The following is a 20,384-nucleotide window of genomic DNA, read 5'->3' on the forward strand; positions in this document are numbered from 1 at the left end:
TTACAATAAGATTTTCAATATTGAAACGTGCTAATAATCAAGTGTATATTGGATGTTCCTCTATTGCATATAATTACCGATGATTTTTTTCAACGCATTAACAATTCAAATACCTAAGATGAGGCCAACATGAATTTTTTTAGACATACACAGGGGTATATAAATAAGGGTTGTTAACTTTCTTCAAACTAACTTGTTACGATGAAGAAAGAAGTAATTTCAGCTGCCGAGGTTGTGGAATTCGAGCAGATAAAATCTCATATTGGCTACCTGGAACCCCAGATTGCGGTACCGGAAGAAGAAGTTGACAGGTTGCTTGCAGAAGATTAGCAGAGTGTAGCTCTACTGACCGTATACCAGGCGTTAACAAAGTAACTGCAGTTAAGATGCTTGCCGGATAGGTGTCCAACCGGAAGAGGCGTTCGGCAATACGAAACGATTGGCAAAATGGACGGGTATCTGTCCAGGGAACAATGAGAGTGGGGCAAAAAGTTGAGTAGCAGAACGAAAAATGGTTATAAGTACCTGAAGAGTTTACTGGTGAAGGCTGCATGGGCAGCCACACGGACCGAAGGGACTTATTTGGGGGCTAAGTACGACAGCGTGGTCACAAGAAAGGGAAAAAGAAGGCATTAGTGAGAATAGAATATAAGATCCTGAACGCCGCTTACATCATCCTGACGGCCGGACTGGCTTATCAGGCTTATTCAATAGGGGAGTTTGAGAATAACCGTAACCAAAAGCGTAAAGAATATTTAAAAAGGAATTAGAAGGGTTGGACGTTAGCGTCTGATCCTGATAAGGAAAGTCGAATTTTTTACTGGAGGGCCAGCCCCCTCAGATGAAACAGACGTTGCACAGCTAAGCACACGGGGTTGAGCCATAGAGCTCGAGGATAAAATTTTGCAACTCTTGGCTGTGTTTTTTAACTAAGTGAGTTATAAAACTGTTGACTTTGACTAGTCAACATAAAATATTTACGCGTGAAAAAATAATCAATAAAATTGGCCGGGCACTTCAGGTGATCCTGTTCTTACCCGTAAAATTGCCAGGAAAGGCACTGAATATTTTAAAATATCTCGCAATTGGAGTAGGTGTCATCGAATCTGTGATTGATGAAAAAGAAGAGGTCGAAAAGGATAATAGTGGCAACGAAGGAGGAGTGAGTGATAAAATTAATAATATGCGCGTGGGGGGGGCTAGGTGGTGCGCTGTGCTCACTATGGGCGAGTATTTCTTTAGGTGATATACTGCAGACCTTACTTACTGCTGCGTTGGGAACGTTGGTTAGTTTCGCAACCAGCAAGTTGCTCGGAAAATGGGCTAAGCGGAAAGAGTAAGGAGGCAAGGGGCAATTGCGAAGTTTCCCTCTTATGGATATGTGCTGCAAATTAGGTGGCTGTAGTACAGTTTAGGTTTATTTATAATAGCAGTAAAGGCCGTGTAGAATTTCCTATTCTTACGGCCTTATCTTTTTTTGCAGCTACAGAACGAAAAGTAAATTTATTATATTTAACAATTGATTAGCAAATAAATAGTTGAAGATCTAATAGCATGGAAAAGAAGAAGAACCAAATTCAATACGAAGTTGGTTCTTCTTCTAAGATAGTCTCTTAATTATAGAGGAGAATAGAACGTTGTCTATATCAAGGATGAGATTGTTATATTGTCGTGAGTTTTCTTGTGGAGATTTAATAGCAACTTTCGGTGTGCCCTTGGGTGTGTTGGGGGCCAAATTGACCATCTTATGACTTATTTCGTCCTGTAAGCAGTTTGAGTGAACAGTGAGTCTACCTTTATGGCTACTCTCACTGCGTTACACTTTTTTTATAAGTCGGGAGCAGGGCGAATTTAGGGTTAACTTGTCCATAAGTTATTTACAAGAGAGGGTAAGGGAAATTGCGAGATTTAAAATAGGAAAGCGACTTTGTCAAACGTGTCGAGTTGAATCAGCGGAGCCTTTGCGTGTGAAAAAAATAATCGTATTTTATCCTGTCTTTGAAATTTGATTATCTATAGAAGTGATGAATGCCTAAGCATTCATCACTTTTTCTTTTGGAAGGAATACCTCAGCCATCATATGGCGGACACTACCTCCGCCACAGGTTTCAATGACATGTAAATCCTGATGGATAATTTTGCCGTGTTTTTCCAATTGTGCCGTTTGGTATAGTGTTAGTGATGACAATGCTTTATCACTTAGGACAATAAAACGATTTCCATATTTATTTCTCACCTGAAGGCAGTTTGCTGCAAAATTTTCCAGTTGGTTTTCATTGATCTCGATGATTTCCTTACCAGTGTCTTTTAATTTCTTTAGTAGTGTCTCACGCTCAGATGGGTTATCAATTGCAGTCGGGCATAAAATTGCAAAATCTTCTCCCACAGCCAATACCACATTGGTATGGTAGATAGGTCTCCGTTCGCCATTGACTGTCTGAAATGCATGAAAGACAATAGGAGTGTAGTTTTCAGTTTTACAATATTCATCTAACATTGTCCGGTCCGCTCGTTCAGACAGGGCACAATAAGCAATGCGATGTGTACGATCTAGTACAAGAGCACCTGTTCCTTCTAAATATTGTCGATTATTTTCGGACTCGCTGAGGTCTTTAATCAACTTTACATAATAACCGTTTTGCTTCAACGGCCCCTCAAAGTCCAATAAATGTTCTTTTCGACGGTTAGGAGCAAACATCGGATAAAAGATAATTTTACCATCCTGATGGAAAGAGACAATATTGTTCGGAAATATACTGTCTGGGCTTTCGGATTTTTCATCGTCCTGAATGACGGTCACTAAAATACCATGTGATTTCAATTCGTTGACAAGGGCATCAAATTCTCCTTGTGCTTCTCTATTTACGTCTTCGCCGCTTAGGTTTTCAATATCCTTTTGGAAAAAATTATTGACTGCGGTCTGTTCATTTTTGCGGAAGACAGAGGGTCTTACGAGAAGTACGCTGTCTGTTACCTGTTTTCTCATGATTTATAATCGTTACTTCGCTGGTTTATATTTGTTAAAAAGAAATGATATTCTTACTTGTATGAGCCCTATTGTAGGAAAGAGAAAATACCTGTTCTCAATATTTTTGAGCGAATCAGCGTATTCCAGAAGCTGCGTGACATTCGTTCTGAATAATAGTCGTTGTGTCAGCAATCAATTACAATTGGTACTTATACTAATGTATTGAAAAATCAGCGCCATTGCAAAAAGAATATCTTTAAAAAGAAAAAATGATGGTTGAAAAATAGTAGCATAATCTTTTGTTTTTTGTCATTGTGTCAATCTATTTTCGGATTGATTGGTATATTTTCAATATGAACTGTCATTGATTATCTTTATTTTAATTTTGATATGGAGAGGACAATCGATTGCATATTCGCTTGTACTTAAAACTGACTTTTTATCCACTTTTTTGCTTCGTTTTCAGTCATTTATTTTGCTATCTTTGCTCATCCAAAAAACGACTGTTTATAAGAGAGTTAATTACCTAATTATTATGTCGCTAACTGTCTATAAGCGTTAACTTTTTGCACACATGAGCAATATACACTTCCAAGAAAAATTCGAAAGTCGCCACAATGGCCCAAGTCCAGTTGAAGCGAATGAAATGTTGGCCAAATTGGGCGTATCGTCAATTGACCAGCTAATTGACCAAACGGTCCCTTCTCAAATCCGTGCTCCAAAACCTTTAAATCTTCCAAAAGCATTGTCTGAGGTTGCTTATTTAAAGCGGATAGCGGAAATCGCAGAGAAAAATAAAGTTTTTAAATCTTTTATTGGTCAGGGTTACTATGATGTGATCCTTCCAGGTGTAATTCAACGTAATGTGTTTGAAAACCCAGGATGGTATACACAATATACACCTTACCAAGCAGAAATTGCACAAGGTCGCTTACAGGCACTGTTAAACTTCCAGACCGTTATTTCTGATTTTACTGGATTGGAAATTGCAAACGCTTCATTATTGGATGAAGCTACTGCTGCTGCTGAAGCGATGTTTATGCTTTATTCAGCGCGTAAAAACAAAGATGCAAATGTATTCTTGGTTTCTGAAAACGCTTATCCACAGACGATTGACGTGTTAAAGACGCGTGCGCTTTCTTTCGGTATCGAACTGAAAATTACAGCTATTCAAGAATCAGAACTGACAGATGATGTTTTTGCTGCATTCGTACAATACCCAGCGGCAGACGGGTCAATCATTGATTACAAATCATTTGCTGAGGCTGCACACGGTAAAAATATTACAGTATGTGCTGCTGCGGATCTAATGAGTTTAGCCTTGTTGACTCCTCCGGGAGAATGGGGGGCAGATGTTGTTGTTGGTAACTCACAACGTTTTGGTGTACCAATGGGATTCGGTGGTCCTCATGCGGCATTCTTCGCTACACGTGATAGCTTCAAACGTAATATTCCCGGACGTATCATCGGTGTAACTTCTGATTCGAATGGAAAGTACGCTTTACGTATGGCTTTACAAACACGTGAGCAACATATCCGTCGTGATAAAGCATCTTCGAATATCTGTACAGCGCAAGCTTTATTGGCTATTATGGCCTCTTTCTACGCTGTCTACCATGGTCCAGAAGGAATCAAAAATATTGCGTCCCGTATCCATGCTTTAGCAAATTTATTGGATCAAGCTTTACAGTCTTTGGGTTATACTCAATTGAATAACGCTTATTTTGACACACTACGTGTAGATTTAGGTGGACATGCTGGCGCTTTAAAATCTGAAGCGTTGAACAATGAATTGAACTTCTACTACAACGGTTCACAAGTTTCTATCGCTATCGATGAAACAACAACATATGAGGATATCAAAACGATCGTAAAAGTGTTTGCAAAAATTCAAGGCAAAACATTGAACGATATAGATTTCGATACGCTAGAGGAAAACTTAGGTTCTTCGATTCCTGCTGAATTGGTTCGTACCTCAGCTTACTTAACGCATCCAAACTTTAATAGCTACCATTCCGAACATGAAATGTTACGCTATATTAAATCGTTGGAGGCGAAAGATTTATCGTTGTGTCATTCGATGATCCCATTGGGTTCATGTACAATGAAGCTGAATGCGACAGCTGAAATGACTCCAGTTACCTGGGCGAGATTTGGTGGATTACATCCATTTGCACCTACAGATCAAACTTCCGGGTACATGCAGATGATCGGTGAATTGAACGATTGGTTATCAGAGATCACAGGTTTTGCTAAAATGAGCTTCCAGCCTAATTCAGGAGCGCAAGGTGAATATGCCGGTTTAATGGTTATCCGTGCTTATCATGAGAGCCGAGGCGATCATGGTCGTAATATCTGTTTGATTCCAGCTTCTGCACACGGTACAAACCCTGCTTCGGCTTCAATGGCTGGTTTGAAAGTGGTGGTCGTGAAATGTGATGAACTTGGAAACATTGATATCCCAGATTTAAGAGCAAAAGCGGAGGAGCATGCTGCTCACCTGAACTCTTTAATGGTGACTTATCCGTCTACGCATGGTGTATTTGAGGAATCAATCATTGAAGTTTGTGAAATCATTCACACCAATGGTGGTCAGGTATATATGGATGGCGCAAACATGAATGCACAGGTAGGTTTGACTAGTCCGGGCCATATTGGTGCTGACGTTTGTCACTTAAACTTACATAAAACGTTCTGTATTCCACATGGTGGTGGTGGTCCAGGTATGGGGCCAATCGGTGTTGCTAAACACTTGGTACCTTTCTTGCCAAACCATCAAGTTGTTTCTACTTCGGGAGAAGAAGGCATTACAGCTGTTTCGGCGGCACCATTTGGTTCAGCATCAATCTTGATCATCTCCCACGCTTATATTTCGATGATGGGTGGTGAAGGGTTGACTAATGCTACACGGACTGCAATATTGAATGCAAACTATATTAAAGCGCGTTTGGAAAATGCTTATCCAGTACTTTATTCTGGTAGCAATGGACGTTGTGCGCATGAGATGATTTTAGATTGCCGTGGTTTCAAAAATGTAGGTATCGAAGTTGCTGATATTGCAAAACGTTTGATGGACTACGGTTTCCATGCACCAACAGTTTCTTTCCCTGTTGCGGGTACATTGATGGTAGAGCCAACAGAGTCTGAATCTAAAGCTGAATTGGATCGTTTCTGTGATGCATTAGTTGCAATTCGTCAGGAGATTGCTGCGGTTGAATCAGGAGATGTTGAACAAGCAAATAACGTATTGAAGCATGCTCCGCATACAGCAGCGGTGGTTACTGCAGATGAATGGGATAGACCTTACAGTCGTCAAACTGCGGCTTATCCGTTGGAGTACGTAAGAGAACGTAAGTTCTGGCCTTCTGTAGGTCGTGTAAACGACTCTCAGGGAGACCGTACATTGATCTGCTCATGTCCTTCTATCGAAGAATATGCTGAGGCGTAACAGCCTTAAAAATAATATCCTTAAAGCCTCTCCATATCGGAGGGGCTTTTATTTTTACTGAGAATTTAGAAAAGGTCATTATATTGTTATGCAAAATGTATTGACTTTTAGTGTGAGACGAATTGGGGCTAGGCAAATAAAGCATTATACCGTAAAAGGGTTAATCCAGACGAGTTTATTTACAGGAGTCTGGGAATATTTAAGGCTTTTAAATGAAGCCTTTATAAACCAAAAGGATAGACACGAAAGAGTATGTAAGCATGATGATCCCCAAACATTCTTAGATAAGTTCAGGAAAAACGAATAGGACTATTTTACTGCTATATTTTAAATAGTTGCGCCCATTAAATCATTTTTTTATCTTTCTAACGTTTTATCTAAAAAACTGATAATTATGAAAAGACAATTGAGCGTAATGTCCCTATTATTGGGTGTAGCTATTTTGATCACAAGTTGCGGTAATCGCAACGAATCCAAGGACGGTGCTGCAGATGATAATGAAACAAGTACGGGAATCTCGGATGTGGTTAAAGGGGTATCTAATCTAGATAACCTGACTGACGGTGCAAAGAAAATGGAAGAACTTCAGACCAAACTGAAATCTGAAAAACCATTGAGTTCAGAGGAATTAAAAGCATTTCTCCCAGAAAGCTTAGACGGTTTGAAAAGAACGTCTTATTCTGCGGGCTCTATGTATGGTGTAAGTGTCGTTTCTGGCGATGCAACATATACTGTCGATGATCAAAAGGACATTAAAATAAGCATTATTGATGGTGCGGGTGAGACCGCTTCCGCTATTGTTAGTCTTGCGCAAATGGGCTTTATGGTCGATTCAGAAAATATCACTGATACAGAAGTAGAGAAAACAGGTGATTTTGAAGGAAAGCGGGCGAAAACAACGGATAATAAAGGTGTAGAAGGGTCGACTCCAAAGAGTTCCGAAATCAGTTACCTTGAAAAAGATCGTTATTTGATCACATTAAGAGGTAATGGGTATAGTTTAGATGAGCTGAAAGCATTCATGGGTAAATTGAATGTAAGCGCTTTAAAATAAAATATCGATACGTTACATCGATCTTAAAAAGTCCAGATATTCCATCTGGACTTTTTTGATGATAGCTACTCGTGTGCGGTAAATCACTTGAGAACAATTGGCAATTTCACTGGAGCTGTCTCTGAAAAGAAGATTATTGTATCATTTTAGGGTACAATCATACCGATATCCTATTTTGGAAGTATATTTGTGTTGAAACATTTCGATATGAGGATAACATCACGATTCAATCTTTTTATTATTGCAGCATTGATCACATCTTGTGCTGGCAATAAATATGCTAAGACCGAAAAGGTATATAAAAGCCAAGCAAAAGAGTTTTCTAAGCTGTATCGCCAGTCTCCTGTATCTGGGCAGTTGGAGAAAGTCAATGTCAAAGATCAGCAGTGGATCGCCTCGATCAATTTCGGTATCCGAAAGCCTAATTTTGTGGTCATTCATCATACAGCTCAAGATTCGTTAGGACAGACAATCCGTACGTTTCACTCTGCGAAAGCCGGTGTAAGTTCACATTATGTTGTGGGGCGGGATGGTAAGGTGGTACAGATGGTGAATGATCTATACCGGGCACATCATGCCGGTCTGGGTAAGTGGGGAAATGATACTGATCTGAACTCTTCGTCGATAGGTATCGAGTTGGATAATAATGGGACGACAGACCCCTGGACGGATGCACAGATAAATGCTTTGGTTCAGCTGCTGAACTATTTGAAAAATACCTATAAGATTCCACAGGCAAATTTTATCGGACATATGGATCTGGCACCTTCGCGTAAAAATGACCCATCACGATTTCCTTGGAAAAAATTGGCAGATCAGGGATTTGGCTATTGGTATGAGGAATTTTTAGAAACGCCGCCTGTCGATTTTAATCCAAAAATGGCTTTGCGTATTATTGGCTATGATGTCCGTAATCTGGATGCAGCCATAAAGGCTTTTAAAATTCACTATATTCAACAAGATGTGAATACCGCATTTTTGAATGAAAACGATCTAAAGATTATGTATTCCATCTATCAGAAATACTTATAGTGGTTTCTTGAACAGTATAAAAATGAGAGGAGCAATTTGTGATAGAATTGCTCCTTTTTATTTGCAGGCTAGCAGACCCTTGAGTTTCTATTAGCGTGCTGTTGATAGGGTTTGGCCATGATAAGGAGGATGTCGATCTGCTTTTATCGCTACAGGCCTTTTTGATGATCTTACTTCTTGTATTTGTCCAAATAGGTTTCAAATACACGTTGATAGATGAGCTTGAACCAAGGGGTAAATTTCCCCGGAAAGTGCGCTATCTCATCTTTGATCTGTTGTTGATCCATATATTGTACGGCTGCTACTTCTGCAACATTAAAATCAGACTCGCCGTTGAATTTGCCAATAAGTACATGATCAAATTCATGCTCAGTAAGGCCATTGTCAAACTCGGCTTTGTAAACAAATGAAAATGCATCGTATATGTCTGATGCGCTTATTCGGAGTTCTTCCATCAGGCGACGTTCGGCAGCATCCAAGTTGCTCTCATCAAGACGTTGGTGAGAACAGCAACTGTTGGTCCATAAGCCACCGCAATGATATTTGTCCAAAGCCCTTTGCTGCATAAGCAGCTGATCCCTGTCATTGAACAAAAAGACACTAAAAGCTCGATGTAGCAAACCCTTTTCGTGAGCTTCGTATTTTTCCATACTCCCAATGACAGCGTCATTGGAATCGACTAATATTACATTTTCTTGCTTCATAAGGCTCAGACATAAATATAGTCCAATTTAACCAAATTGGACTATATAATAAATTATAGCGAAGATTTGTGTTATACGGTTTTTACAAATTTCTCGTCGTAATTTTCAATATCGATGATATAACCGTTCTTAATTAAGAATTCAAATAGTGGTTTGGCTTCTTCCGAGACGGGCATATTTTGCGTTGTGATGATTTTATTTTCCTTTTTCAATAGATATGGATAAGCATAAAGCTTTACATTTTTATTGAACATACCTGATATGTAGGATAGTAACTCGTTGGTGTAAAGGTCTTTATTGTAGTTGTCCGAATTGAAGATGTTCTTTAAGTTATATACGTTTGTTGCAATCCCGATATTTTTGGGTTTGAAGTTGCTTATAAACTCCGCTAGATGATTATTTCTACGGAAGTTGCTGACGATAATGTTATTCCCTGTGGCACATAATTCATCTGCTCTCGATGCAAATTCCTGTAGATCTTCATCCGTAATCTCATGTGTATCTTCCAGTACATTACCCATTAACACCTCAATCAATACAATGGTATCGCTGTCCGTTGCCCCCGTATTTTTCTTAAACTGCTCGACAGCAAGGTTAAATAGGTCAAAGTTAGGAAGTGATTTCTGGCGGTATTTTGTACGAAGTAAGATGATATTCTTTTTGTACAAATAATCCTTGATCTGGACCGCTTTACCGTCTGGTTGGAAAATAGCAGCCTTTGCAAATCCTTTGGCAATGAGATATAAGTTGATCAGTCGTTGGCTGACATTTTCAAACAAAGGACCATTTAACTTAACTAAATCAATTTCGACCGATCCTACAGATAAATTATCAACCAAGGATTCAATCAGGGTCTGCACATCTTCTGTGTAGTAGTAAGCCGCAAAAAGCAGGTTTACACCGATAATGCCCAGTACTTTTTGTTGCAGCTGATTGTCACTGTCCAAAAGTCTGACGTGGACAATAATATCGTTTGTGGGCCCACCGACCTCATGTTGAAAACGAAGACCAATCCATCCATGAGGCTCATTCGTTTTGGTGAAATTCAGTGTTGTAACAGTATCTGCAAAGGCGAAGAATTTTTTATTGCAATATTTATCACCATGCAAGCGTTGGGTCAACAAGTTAAATTCATGAGAAAGCATTTTTTGTAAACGGGTCCTGCTGACATATCTGCCGTCTTCTTCCTCACCGTAAATCGCGTCACTAAATGCCATGTCATAAGCCGACATTGTTTTTGCAATTGTGCCAGAAGCGGCCCCTGCATTGAAAAAGTTTCGTGCGACTTCCTGTCCAGCACCGATCTCAGCGAAGGTTCCATAAATCTCAGGATTTAGATTTATTTTCAGGGCCTTGCGCTTGGTTTCAAAAATTTCTCTTGCCATAGGACAAAGGTACAAAAATCAAAAGTCTAGTAAAAATTAAAGTATGAAAGAGAAAAACAGAATAAAATTAGGCTTGTTTTATAATAAGCCTAATTTATTAAAAGCATAGAATAATGCGCTGCTGTGTAATGCCTGACTAAATTTGTTTTCCAGCAACATTGTTTTCGCTTCCTCAAGTGGGATAAGAAAAACTTCAATCTCTTCATGTTCGTCCAGATCTTGTTCCTGAACTTTCTATCCACCTGTCATGAGGTAGGTATAGGTAATGTTGCCACTTGTCGCGGGATTGGCATAGAGACTCGCAATCTCTTCAATTTTATCGAATTGATATCCCGTTTCTTCGAGCATTTCCCGGACTGCGGCGTCTAGCGGATTTTCTCCTGGCTCAGTGGTACCGGCTGGAATTTCCAATGAAATGATACCTGCACCATGACGGTATTGCCGGATTACTAATAACTCATTTTGTGCAGTGATGCCGACCATATTAACCCAATCCGGATATTCCAGGACATAATAGTGGTCATTAATGCGCCCATCGGGTAGTTCGCAAGTATCCCTGCGTAATGTTGCCCAAGGTTCCTTACAGATATATTCAGATGATAATCGTTTCCATTTTTCCATTTATCCAACAATATCTTTCATCATACGGTCTACCTTTTCTTCCAAAATATTTTGAAGGCTTAGGTAATCACTTTTATCTTGAAGCGTCCCCTTAACGGAGCAATAGAATTTGATTTTGGGCTCTGTACCCGAAGGTCTCGCTGAAATCACGTCACCATCCACAGTGATAAACTGTAATACATCCGACTTTGGAAGGGTAATTTCGCTTTTACGGCCTGTTTTCATGTCAGTTGTTTGGGAAAGCTCATAATCCCGAATTTCTTTGACTTCTATTCCGCCGAGCTTGGTAGGTAGGTTTTGGCGTAGACCGGCCATCATGGCTTGAATTTCCTCGGCTCCAGCTTTTCCTTTTTTTGTTAAAGAGATCAGTTTTTCCTGATAGCAACCAAATTCTTGATAGATATCTAATAACACTTCATAAACAGTCTTGCCTTTTGACTTAAAATATGCAGTCATCTCGGCCAAGAATGCACAGGAATTAGGCGCATCCTTATCCCGGACTAAATCACCGACTAAGTAGCCATAACTTTCCTCTCCACCGGCAAGATATTGTGCCGAATCACCTAGTTTTGTTATCAGTTCGCCGATATATTTAAACCCAGTGAGTGTTTCATAATGAGCGACATGGTAATGATTTGCAATGTCAACCTGGAGGTTGCTGGTTACAATCGTTTTCACAATATAAGGGTTGTTGCCCAATTGTTTTAGATCACTTTTTGCACTCAGCACATAATAGATTAACAAACTGCCAATTTGATTACCATTGAGTAATTGAAATTGGCCTTGACTGTTTTTAACCGCGATCCCTACGCGGTCCGCATCTGGATCGGTTGCTAAAACAAGGTCTGCGTCAATCTCTTCCCCCTTTTTCTTCGCTAAGGCCATGGCGTCCTCCTCCTCAGGGTTAGGATAGATCACTGTAGGGAAGTTCCCATCCGGGTTCGCTTGTTCGGTGACCACAGTAACATTTTCAAAGCCCCATGAGGCAAGCATTTTTGGAACGATCGTAATTCCAGTACCGTGTATCGGAGAATAAACTATTTTTAGGTCCTTCTGTGCCAGTACGGCCTCTGGGTGTATGCTTAGTGCTTTATTGGCATCAATATAAATTGGATCAATTTCTTCACCAACAGAAATAATATTTTGGGTATTCCCTTCAAATCGGATGTCTTTGACACTAGCGATAGCATTGACCTCATCGATTACATTTTTATCATGGGGAGCTGTCAATTGTGAACCATCGTTCCAATAAGCTTTATAGCCATTGTATTCCTTAGGATTATGTGAAGCAGTCAACATGACCCCACTTTTACATCCAAAATGACGGATTGCAAAAGATAGCATCGGTGTAGGACGCAGTTCGTTAAAAAGATAAACCTTGATACCGTTTGCTGCAAATACTTGGGCAACAAGCTGGCCAAAGGACTGCGAATTGTTACGGCTATCGTAGGAGACGGCTACTTTTATGTCCTCGTTTGGAAACTGTTTTTTTAGATAGTTTGATAATCCCTGGGTCGCTTTTCCAATTGTATACTTATTCATACGATTGGATCCCACACCCATAATACCTCTTAAACCTCCAGTTCCAAACTCGAGATCCTTGTAGAATGAATCAATCAATTCCGTCTCGGCCCGATCATCTATTAATTTCTGAACAGCGCACCTTGTTTCCTCGTCGTAATTTGAGGTCAACCAATCGTCAACTTTCTTTTGTATGTCTTTATCTAAATTTCCCATGATCGTTAAATATGGCTAAATGTAAAAAATTCTTTTAGGCGTCGCAACCCGCATAGGCGCGGTCAATGACTGTAATGTACCATTTTTCCCCCTCTTTTGTCACATGAAAAACAAAAGGTTCTTCGCTTTCGTTGGAAGTCATGATTGCACGGTAGCTCCTGGTTTCTATATTTCTCAATCGCAGTAATTCGGTTTGATTAATTTTTGCATCTAAAATCTCATTCATGAATTTGGCTGTTTGTGACAGTTCATTCGGACGGGACTTCCTATCATAAAAAAAACCAAGTTTGTCCCATTTCATTGTTCCACAGTCAAAAACAGGCAGTTTTCCTGCTTTTAGAGGTCCTTTGTAACTCAGTTTTTCATACGAATGATATTCTGGTACTGGTTTGGAAAAGTTAAAACTACTTTGATGCACATACGAATCTAATGCCCCCGGACGATAGATGATATAGATCCCTAATTTTGGATGGATATAGTTATTGATTGTTTTACTGTCTTGATCAGTATATGCTTTGGCAATTTTTTCCAATACTTCTTCCAGTGTTTCAGTATCCTCTTTCTTCACTTCTTTTTCGATCGTGTCTGGTTTGCTTATGGTATCCAAAGGGATAGAATCCTGGGCAATTTTTACTGCCTTGTCTTCTTTTTTATTGTTTCTACAGGAGATCACACCTATGGAGAGACAGATAAGAACAAAGAAAAAGAGGTTTCTCATGTTATTTTCGTTTATTTAATATTATTTTTTTGAAGTCAAGTTTTCGATGATCGACTTTAATATAGACCGTGTTGACGGTAACCACCATTGCTCTAGAATGGCCTGAATAGTTTCTTCTCTATTTTCGCGCAATTTAAGAATTATTTCTTTTCTGAAGTTTAGTTTAGAAGTCTGCCAGGTCTTTTGATTAAACTGCGTGATCTGTCTGATCTTCTTTGCTGCGGTATTAAAAAGTATATCCGCTGGAACGACTTCATCGACTAAGCCCTGTGATTTTGCTTCCTGCGGAGAAAGCAGTTTTCCCTCGAGGAGATTCTGGTAAGCATGTCGTTTCCCGATCCAAAAAGCATAAAGTTGGAAGATACTTTCGGGAACGATAAGTCCAACAGGTATCTCATTGAGACCTATGACAAAATTCCCCTCAGCCATGATCCTATAATCGCAGCATAAGGCAAATACACAACCTCCAGCAGGGCTATGACCAGATATGGCGGCGGCTATCGGTTTAGGAAAAGAGGCCAGTAGCGACGTTGCCTCCAAAAAAAGATTCCAGAATTCCCGGATTTGATCCTCATCATAGCCGAATAAGGTTATAAGGTCGAGACCGGCACTAAAAAAGTTTTCCTTACCAATAAGAATCGCTCCACGGACGGCATCGTTTTCTTGGTTAGATTCCAAGGTCTCTATAAGTTCTTTCAATAGCTTTGTATCGATGGCGTTTGACTTTCCCCGATCCAAAAAAATACTTAAAATATGGTCTTCTATGTTGGTTTTAATGTGCTCCATAACGAATTTATATAAATTTATAACGGTTTGTTCGTGTTGCTATTGTGGTTTCACTTCTATTAAATATTCAAGATGGGCAATTTTGCCCTCCATGTCAACTCCTTCGATGATAATTTTATAAGTTCCGGGTTCATCAGAAGTGAAAAAATCAAATTTGGTTTTCCCATTTTTCTCTGTAATCAGGTTAGGTTCCCAGGCGATGGTTGTTCTGAGGTCACGCTTGAGTTCCTGCTTTTGAGCGGTGTTATATTGTGGTTTGAAAAAATTACGGTTTACATGCAGTCCTTTAGGCACAATTGTGACAATTCCTGTTGGCGTATAGGAGGCTGAAAATGCTTCACCAGATTTACTCGTAATGACCAATACACCGTTTCCGCCGTACATACCATAAATGGCGGTATTGCCTATGCTCCTCAGCACCTCGATACTTGCGATGTCCTGAATATTGATCATGCTGATCTGATCCGCCTCAATGTACATTCCATCTAAAACAACCTGCATGGGACTACCCCCGTTCATTCCCATCGATCGGGTGCTGTAAGGGACTCCATTTCGGAAGATAACGCCCACTAGTCTTCCTGCGAGACATTGCTCCAGGGTTGTGCAGGTCGATAGATCTTCCGCAGATAAAACCTGATCTGCATGGCCGGGGCCATTGAGATTTCTTGAATTTTTGTCTGCTTTATTGGTCCTTACCCTGTTAACTTGGACTTCCTCCAATTTAATACTTTTTTGAATAATACCAGCAGCTTCCAGTTCCGTCAAAAATTGCTGGCTACCTTTGAGTTGATCGATCAGTTTGGTGTTTACATCATTCGCGATCAATGGCTGGTCTTTGCTTTCCGTAACTGCTGGAACTGCGGTCTCGTCGACAAGTATATCGACCCTATTCTTCTCCTTTGGACCATTCCCGGTTACTATAAATTTAATACTATCAGCGAATAATAAGTTATCAAAAACAAATCGACCATCATTATTTGTCAATGTATCTATACTCAGCATCATATTGCTCGTTGGTACTAAGGTCACCTTCGCATTAGGAACGACCGCTTTGCGCCCAGTTTTCTTTACTGTTCCTGATATTGTGAGTCCCTTTTCAGGTAGATGTGGATTATTCGTTGTACTGAGAGAATTCTTCCAATCCAGTTTACGCCAGCCTTGGATCAACATGAGGTTGTCAAGATCAGTAAACCGGATGTTATTTAGATCTTCAAAATAATAATTGGGCCGCTCTACAAAACCACGGAGATCGGATTTGAGTAGAAGCTCCGAGATTATGGAAGAATAATATTGGTCTGTCGTAGAATCGATTTTACTGAGATTGACTACAGCAGCAGATAGTGCCGCTATTTTTGAGGTATCGCTACTACCTTCTTTAACGGAGAGGTTTGCGATGACCTGGTCTCTCGTCGAAAAGGAGGGCTTATTTAACTGGATTGCTATTGGAAATAATGTTTTAGGAGCATTGTAATTAAAGACGAGCCTCTCGATGATGGGAGTCATCTGCTCATTAAGTACAGACAGTTGAATCACTCCCGAAGGAAGATCCTTTTTAGGAATGTTGAATAGAATCTCCGATCCATTTAACTTTTGCTTTACAGCATGTAGTACAATACCATTATATTGTGCGATTAGATAAACATCTTTGCCGGTTACCAGATCATTAGTGGAGGATAATTGGGCTGCGATCTTATCTTTTAAACCCGAATTGACGGTGAGGACATAGCCAGAGGCTGCTACTGGAGGCAGTGGGGTGCTTACCGAATTTCCATCTGGGAAGATTGCTGTGGCAATATATTTTTTTCCAGCGCTTAGAATAAGCGGCATGCTTCCCATACCAAGAGCATTGGTCTCAAATTCGATGATCGGCGATTGGTTTTCCTCTCCGATTTTGATTTTTGATTTTAGACCCAAGCCTGCAGGGCTAAGAACTTTGACTCCAGTTTTGCTCAAGATATTGTTTACCAATTCACCACTTTCAGGAAAAATCTGGATACTGTTTTGCTGATTTGGATTTGGGACGGTAAAACTCTTTAACACACGTCTTTTGTCTGAGGAAAGGAATTGCAATGTTAATAGCCCGCCTTTAAAGTTATCTTTGAGTTCAAGTGCTATCGTTCCATTTTCATTGGATTTTAATCGTCCTGTTTTCTCCTTTTGGCCATCTTGTTTGAGGGCATAGCTTACACTGCTGTTTATTAAAGGTGCTCCCTGAATTGTTTTTAGATTGATCTGGAAGAAATTTTCATTCCCATTTTTAAGCAATGTGCTTTGGGTTATGACATTATCCGCTCTTCCGTTGGTGATAGGAATAATACGCTCATAGAAATTGGATATGGAATCATTTTGCATCCAACGGGTGTACGCTCTAATTCTATACGAACCCTCCACGAGGGTGTCAGAAAGGCTGAAATCACCAATGCCGAGCCCTAATGTTAGTGGAATTTTGATGCTCTTGATGACGTTATTTGTTGGTGAGATTAATTCGATATTGGCGATTTTGCTGATATTGCTCAAGTAGTTGAAAGGTGCGGTGGTACAATACATTTTGAACCAAATATTTTCACCGGCCGAATAGTCATTTTTGTCTAGATGTAAATAAATTTTTTCGGTTACATGATTTTCATGGTAAGACTCCAATGTCTGTAACGTTTGATCAATTTGAGCGAGCGCCAAGAAAGGAAGTAATAGGCAATTGACTAACAACAATATTCGAGCGTACATATGACTAATGTTTCTTGAAAATTAGAAAATATTTTCCCTTTAATCAACTTATAAATCAAAATATTATCGAATTGGAGATGTTAAATTATTTGTATTGATGCTTTGGAGTTCTTTTGAGCCGGAAAATAAATTTAAAATCCGTTTTTGAACCATCTTATGCCTGAAAATTAGCATAAAAAAAATATCTTTGTGCTATGAATATCCTAATAATCGGTTCCGGAGGTCGTGAATCTGCCTTCGCCTATAAGTTGTCGAAAAGTCCACGTTTAGGTCAATTGTTTATTGCTCCAGGAAATGCTGGTACAGGAGCATATGGCCAAAATGTCAATATTAAAGTTACTGATTTTGAAGCTATCGCCTCCTTTGTGTTGGAAAATGCGATACAAATGGTACTCGTAGGACCAGAAGAGCCATTGGTAAAAGGTATTCATGATTATTTTTTGAACCGTGCAGATTTGAAAGATATTCCGGTAATCGGTCCGCAACAGGAAGGAGCCCAATTAGAGGGTTCAAAAGATTTTTCGAAACAGTTTATGGATCGACATGGCATACCTACTGCTGCATCACGTTCTTTTGATGTCGCGTCATTGGAGGAAGGATTGGTTTATCTCGAGAGCCAAAAATTGCCGATCGTTCTTAAAGCCGATGGTTTGGCTGCGGGAAAAGGCGTTTTGATCTGTGAAACACTTGAAGATGCTAAAGCTGAATTGAAAGCTATGATTGCGGATTCCAAATTTGGAGAGGCAAGTCGCGTCGTTGTCGTTGAGGAATTTTTAAAAGGAATTGAGCTATCGGTATTCGTATTGACAGATGGAAACTCCTATAAGGTATTACCTTCTGCAAAAGATTATAAGCGGATAGGAGAAGGAGATACGGGGTTAAATACAGGTGGAATGGGATCTATTTCTCCAGTACCTTTTGCTGATGACACATTTTTGAATAAGGTGGAAGAACGTATCATCAAACCAACTGTTGAAGGACTCAAGAAAGATGGTATTCCGTATAAAGGCTTTATTTTCATTGGATTGATGAATATTGAAGGGGAACCATATGTCATTGAATATAATGTTCGTATGGGCGATCCAGAGACAGAATCTGTATTGCCACGGATTGAATCTGATCTATTGGATTTGTTGGAAGGCGTTGCGCAAGGAAATTTAGACCAACGTTCTTATACCGTTTCACCAAAAACAGCCGTTACGGTGATGTTAGTGGCGGGAGGTTACCCTGGAGCCTATGAATCTGGAAAAGAGATCGCGAATATGGAAAACGTCAAGGAATCTATTGTATTCCAAGCAGGGACCAAGGAGCAGGATGGTAAGGTTGTCACTGCCGGTGGACGTGTAATTGCCGTTACGACATTACAAGACTCACTTTTTGATGCTCTTCAACAGGCTACTGCTGATGCCGGAAGAATTTATTTTGAAGGAAAATACTTCAGACGTGACATCGGTTTTGACCTAATCTAAAAAATATTTAAAATTATTTTTGTAATACTAATTTTAAGGTCTATATTTGCAACTCCAAAAACAAGAAAGCTTTTGGAGTTGCATTAAAAATGGCCCGTTCGTCTAGGGGTTAGGACGCAAGATTTTCATTCTTGAAACAGGGGTTCGATTCCCCTACGGGCTACAAAAGAAAAACCTGCAAAATAGTAAATTTGCAGGTTTTTTTGTTTTTCAGTATCTACAAAGCCTATATTGATTCCCAAGAAAAAGTGAAGAATAACCTTCATATGCAATTTCCTATCAAATGATGAAATTCCAGCCCTTCTCCGAATTCTACATCTCCTATGTGTAAGGCTAGGTGATTCCCATAAAATTTCTTTAAATTATTTATTTTAAGCATCTGGTCTTTTTAAGATTTTCGTACTACGGTTTACATTCAATCTGGAATAATGACACATGATACCGCTCAAACTTTTATCTTCCCCAAGTGCAGGCTGTCTGTATTACCTCCACCATAGCTCTCTACAAAAAATAGATACACTTCATAAGTCGCTTCCTTTCTATGCTCTGGAATATTAATATCTTGTTTTCCAGATATTAAGCTATTTTTCGAGTCGTTCATCAAAAGTGGAAATTCAACACTATTATCCGCTGCGCTATACAGGATTAAGAAGGAATCGTAAGACCTTGTGTCAAACTTCTTCTCCAGATAGGCATCATATTCCCAAGTAACCTGAAGCATTTGTTTTTCCTGATCGAAATCCATCGTGTAGGAAGTGATGGGGTTTGGGCTTCCTTTGGCAATCATAAATTTCTGCCAGTTAACCACAAAACCGTCTCCTTCCTGGATAAGTGCTTCGTTCAGATTATAAGACATAGCGACATCGTATGCCCGCTTTGGATAGCTATACGCCTTATAACCTATCTTGATGATCGAATTTAATAGGCTAATATGCGACCTCACAATTTTGAAGCGCGTTCTACTGAGCAGTTGTTCAGGAGTGGGCGCCCGTTTTTTAACGCGCGGGAGAGAACGCACATAATTTCCTGTTTTCGTTAACACAAACACAACGGAACCTGCCTTCCCAGAAACAGTTCCATTAACGCCATTTTTGATGATTGCCATAACTAACTGATTATAATATGGAGAGTTAAGATAGGCATTAAAGCCGAAAGATCCTAATACCAGATTATACCTAATAACAATTTTCAATCAATTTTTAGACAGTAATCAGTCATTGGTTATTCAGTCTATACTGAGTTATCACTGAGCAAATACTGAACGAGCACTGAACAAGTACTGTGAAAAGGGCTAATTTGATCTCTATTTGATTTTAATGTGTTGTCCCTAAAAATATCGATAAAAGAAACTAACAATCATAAAGAAAAGGATCCAAGACTCAATCTGGACCAAAGTGAAATAAATCTACTTTTCAAGGACTATATATCAACTAGCTGATGAGTTGTACAGAAAAAATAAATTCTTAGTAAGCTAGTTTATAGATTATTGTGTTATGGATGTTTTGGTTTGATACAAATACGCAGATTATTGAGATAATTCGATAGTCTCAAAAATTTTACGTTCCCTACTTTTGAGTAATCAATTATAAAGCAGAACATCTTAGAGAAATATTAGAAACCAAAATTTAAGAAATATCCAACAAATTTTTTTGAACGGAACAGACAGTACAATGCGAATAATCAGTAGAATGGTTTGAAGTAACTATTAAACGAGGAACAGGGAGTTTCTAATAAAACA

18 protein-coding genes and 1 tRNA gene are annotated in these 20,384 nt (G+C 39.4%); 10 read left to right on the forward strand and 9 right to left on the reverse strand.

Annotated elements, in window-relative coordinates; translation table 11 throughout:
* The first annotated feature begins 201 nt into the window (after positions 1–201).
* The 5 genes from AC07UV_RS08225 to AC07UV_RS08245 all read left to right on the forward strand — a co-directional run bounded on the left by AC07UV_RS08225 (position 202) and on the right by AC07UV_RS08245 (position 1,246).
* A complete protein-coding gene (locus AC07UV_RS08225; RefSeq protein ID WP_495183317.1) occupies positions 202–330 on the forward strand; it encodes a hypothetical protein in 129 nt (42 codons plus the stop codon).
* A 67-nt stretch (positions 331–397) separates the two neighbouring features.
* Positions 398–496, forward strand: coding sequence for a transposase (locus AC07UV_RS08230; protein ID WP_495183474.1), 99 nt, complete (start codon positions 398–400; stop codon positions 494–496).
* Positions 493–636 carry a hypothetical protein gene (locus AC07UV_RS08235; protein ID WP_495183318.1) on the forward strand — a complete coding sequence of 48 codons (144 nt, stop codon included), beginning with the start codon at positions 493–495 and terminating at the stop codon, positions 634–636. The genes AC07UV_RS08230 and AC07UV_RS08235 overlap by 4 nt, the downstream gene beginning before the upstream one ends.
* Positions 636–770, forward strand: coding sequence for a hypothetical protein (locus tag AC07UV_RS08240; protein WP_495183319.1), 135 nt, complete (start codon positions 636–638; stop codon positions 768–770). The genes AC07UV_RS08235 and AC07UV_RS08240 overlap by 1 nt, the downstream gene beginning before the upstream one ends.
* Before the next feature lie 185 nt (positions 771–955).
* A complete protein-coding gene (locus AC07UV_RS08245) occupies positions 956–1,246 on the forward strand; it encodes a hypothetical protein (protein ID WP_495183320.1) in 291 nt (96 codons plus the stop codon).
* Positions 1,247–2,032: 786 nt separating this feature from the next.
* On the opposite strand, the gene ctlX is transcribed toward AC07UV_RS08245, so the two are convergent.
* Positions 2,033–2,986 (reverse strand): citrulline utilization hydrolase CtlX, encoded by a 954-nt coding sequence (ctlX, locus tag AC07UV_RS08250; RefSeq protein WP_495183321.1) that lies wholly within the window; start codon positions 2,984–2,986, stop codon positions 2,033–2,035.
* A gap of 556 nt (positions 2,987–3,542) precedes the next feature.
* On the opposite strand from ctlX, the gene gcvP reads away from it, so the two are divergent.
* From gcvP to AC07UV_RS08265, 3 genes are all read left to right on the forward strand, one after another.
* Entirely contained in the window at positions 3,543–6,416 is a 2,874-nt protein-coding gene (gcvP, locus tag AC07UV_RS08255; protein WP_495183322.1) for an aminomethyl-transferring glycine dehydrogenase, read from the forward strand.
* A gap of 394 nt (positions 6,417–6,810) precedes the next feature.
* Positions 6,811–7,470 (forward strand): hypothetical protein, encoded by a 660-nt coding sequence (locus AC07UV_RS08260; RefSeq protein WP_495183323.1) that lies wholly within the window; start codon positions 6,811–6,813, stop codon positions 7,468–7,470.
* Between the two features lie 207 nt (positions 7,471–7,677).
* Positions 7,678–8,502: an N-acetylmuramoyl-L-alanine amidase gene (locus AC07UV_RS08265; RefSeq protein WP_495183324.1), complete on the forward strand. Its 825-nt coding sequence runs from the start codon at positions 7,678–7,680 to the stop codon at positions 8,500–8,502.
* 170 nt (positions 8,503–8,672) lie between these two features.
* Here AC07UV_RS08265 and idi read toward each other — a convergent pair whose 3' ends face one another.
* From idi to AC07UV_RS08300, 7 genes are all read right to left on the reverse strand, one after another.
* Positions 8,673–9,206: an isopentenyl-diphosphate Delta-isomerase gene (idi, locus tag AC07UV_RS08270; RefSeq protein ID WP_495183325.1), complete on the reverse strand. Its 534-nt coding sequence runs from the start codon at positions 9,204–9,206 to the stop codon at positions 8,673–8,675.
* A gap of 71 nt (positions 9,207–9,277) precedes the next feature.
* Positions 9,278–10,591 carry a nicotinamide mononucleotide adenylyltransferase gene (locus AC07UV_RS08275; protein WP_282251290.1) on the reverse strand — a complete coding sequence of 438 codons (1,314 nt, stop codon included), beginning with the start codon at positions 10,589–10,591 and terminating at the stop codon, positions 9,278–9,280.
* A gap of 234 nt (positions 10,592–10,825) precedes the next feature.
* Positions 10,826–11,212, reverse strand: coding sequence for an NUDIX hydrolase (locus AC07UV_RS08280; protein ID WP_495183326.1), 387 nt, complete (start codon positions 11,210–11,212; stop codon positions 10,826–10,828).
* Complete coding sequence (locus tag AC07UV_RS08285) at positions 11,213–12,949, reverse strand: phospho-sugar mutase (RefSeq protein WP_495183327.1); 1,737 nt, start codon at positions 12,947–12,949, stop codon at positions 11,213–11,215.
* 34 nt (positions 12,950–12,983) lie between these two features.
* Complete coding sequence (locus tag AC07UV_RS08290) at positions 12,984–13,667, reverse strand: hypothetical protein (protein WP_282251285.1); 684 nt, start codon at positions 13,665–13,667, stop codon at positions 12,984–12,986.
* 21 nt (positions 13,668–13,688) lie between these two features.
* On the reverse strand, positions 13,689–14,453 hold the full coding sequence (locus AC07UV_RS08295; protein ID WP_282251284.1) for an enoyl-CoA hydratase/isomerase family protein: 765 nt from the start codon (positions 14,451–14,453) through the stop codon (positions 13,689–13,691).
* Between the two features lie 39 nt (positions 14,454–14,492).
* Positions 14,493–17,177 (reverse strand): carboxypeptidase-like regulatory domain-containing protein, encoded by a 2,685-nt coding sequence (locus tag AC07UV_RS08300; protein WP_495183328.1) that lies wholly within the window; start codon positions 17,175–17,177, stop codon positions 14,493–14,495.
* Positions 17,178–17,371: 194 nt separating this feature from the next.
* Here AC07UV_RS08300 and purD point away from each other — a divergent pair, with 194 nt between their 5' ends.
* Positions 17,372–18,646 (forward strand): phosphoribosylamine--glycine ligase, encoded by a 1,275-nt coding sequence (purD, locus tag AC07UV_RS08305; RefSeq protein ID WP_495183329.1) that lies wholly within the window; start codon positions 17,372–17,374, stop codon positions 18,644–18,646.
* Positions 18,647–18,737: 91 nt separating this feature from the next.
* Positions 18,738–18,809, forward strand: a tRNA-Glu gene (locus AC07UV_RS08310).
* 282 nt (positions 18,810–19,091) lie between these two features.
* Here the strand turns inward: AC07UV_RS08310 and AC07UV_RS08315 are convergent.
* Positions 19,092–19,751: a DUF6266 family protein gene (locus tag AC07UV_RS08315; protein ID WP_495183330.1), complete on the reverse strand. Its 660-nt coding sequence runs from the start codon at positions 19,749–19,751 to the stop codon at positions 19,092–19,094.
* Positions 19,752–20,384 lie beyond the last annotated feature (633 nt).

The organism is Sphingobacterium sp. GW821-FHT03E03 (assembly GCF_059420745.1).

Coding starts and splice junctions, on each gene's coding strand:
- purD (WP_495183329.1), top strand. CDS start 17,372: ATGAATATCCTAATAATCGGTTCCGGAGGTCGTGAATCTGCCTTCGCC.
- ctlX (WP_495183321.1), bottom strand. CDS start 2,986: ATGAGAAAACAGGTAACAGACAGCGTACTTCTCGTAAGACCCTCTGTC.
- AC07UV_RS08295 (WP_282251284.1), bottom strand. CDS start 14,453: ATGGAGCACATTAAAACCAACATAGAAGACCATATTTTAAGTATTTTT.
- AC07UV_RS08265 (WP_495183324.1), top strand. CDS start 7,678: ATGAGGATAACATCACGATTCAATCTTTTTATTATTGCAGCATTGATC.
- AC07UV_RS08260 (WP_495183323.1), top strand. CDS start 6,811: ATGAAAAGACAATTGAGCGTAATGTCCCTATTATTGGGTGTAGCTATT.
- AC07UV_RS08290 (WP_282251285.1), bottom strand. CDS start 13,667: ATGAGAAACCTCTTTTTCTTTGTTCTTATCTGTCTCTCCATAGGTGTG.
- AC07UV_RS08275 (WP_282251290.1), bottom strand. CDS start 10,591: ATGGCAAGAGAAATTTTTGAAACCAAGCGCAAGGCCCTGAAAATAAAT.
- gcvP (WP_495183322.1), top strand. CDS start 3,543: ATGAGCAATATACACTTCCAAGAAAAATTCGAAAGTCGCCACAATGGC.
- AC07UV_RS08280 (WP_495183326.1), bottom strand. CDS start 11,212: ATGGAAAAATGGAAACGATTATCATCTGAATATATCTGTAAGGAACCT.
- AC07UV_RS08225 (WP_495183317.1), top strand. CDS start 202: ATGAAGAAAGAAGTAATTTCAGCTGCCGAGGTTGTGGAATTCGAGCAG.
- AC07UV_RS08300 (WP_495183328.1), bottom strand. CDS start 17,177: ATGTACGCTCGAATATTGTTGTTAGTCAATTGCCTATTACTTCCTTTC.
- idi (WP_495183325.1), bottom strand. CDS start 9,206: ATGAAGCAAGAAAATGTAATATTAGTCGATTCCAATGACGCTGTCATT.
- AC07UV_RS08315 (WP_495183330.1), bottom strand. CDS start 19,751: ATGGCAATCATCAAAAATGGCGTTAATGGAACTGTTTCTGGGAAGGCA.
- AC07UV_RS08285 (WP_495183327.1), bottom strand. CDS start 12,949: ATGGGAAATTTAGATAAAGACATACAAAAGAAAGTTGACGATTGGTTG.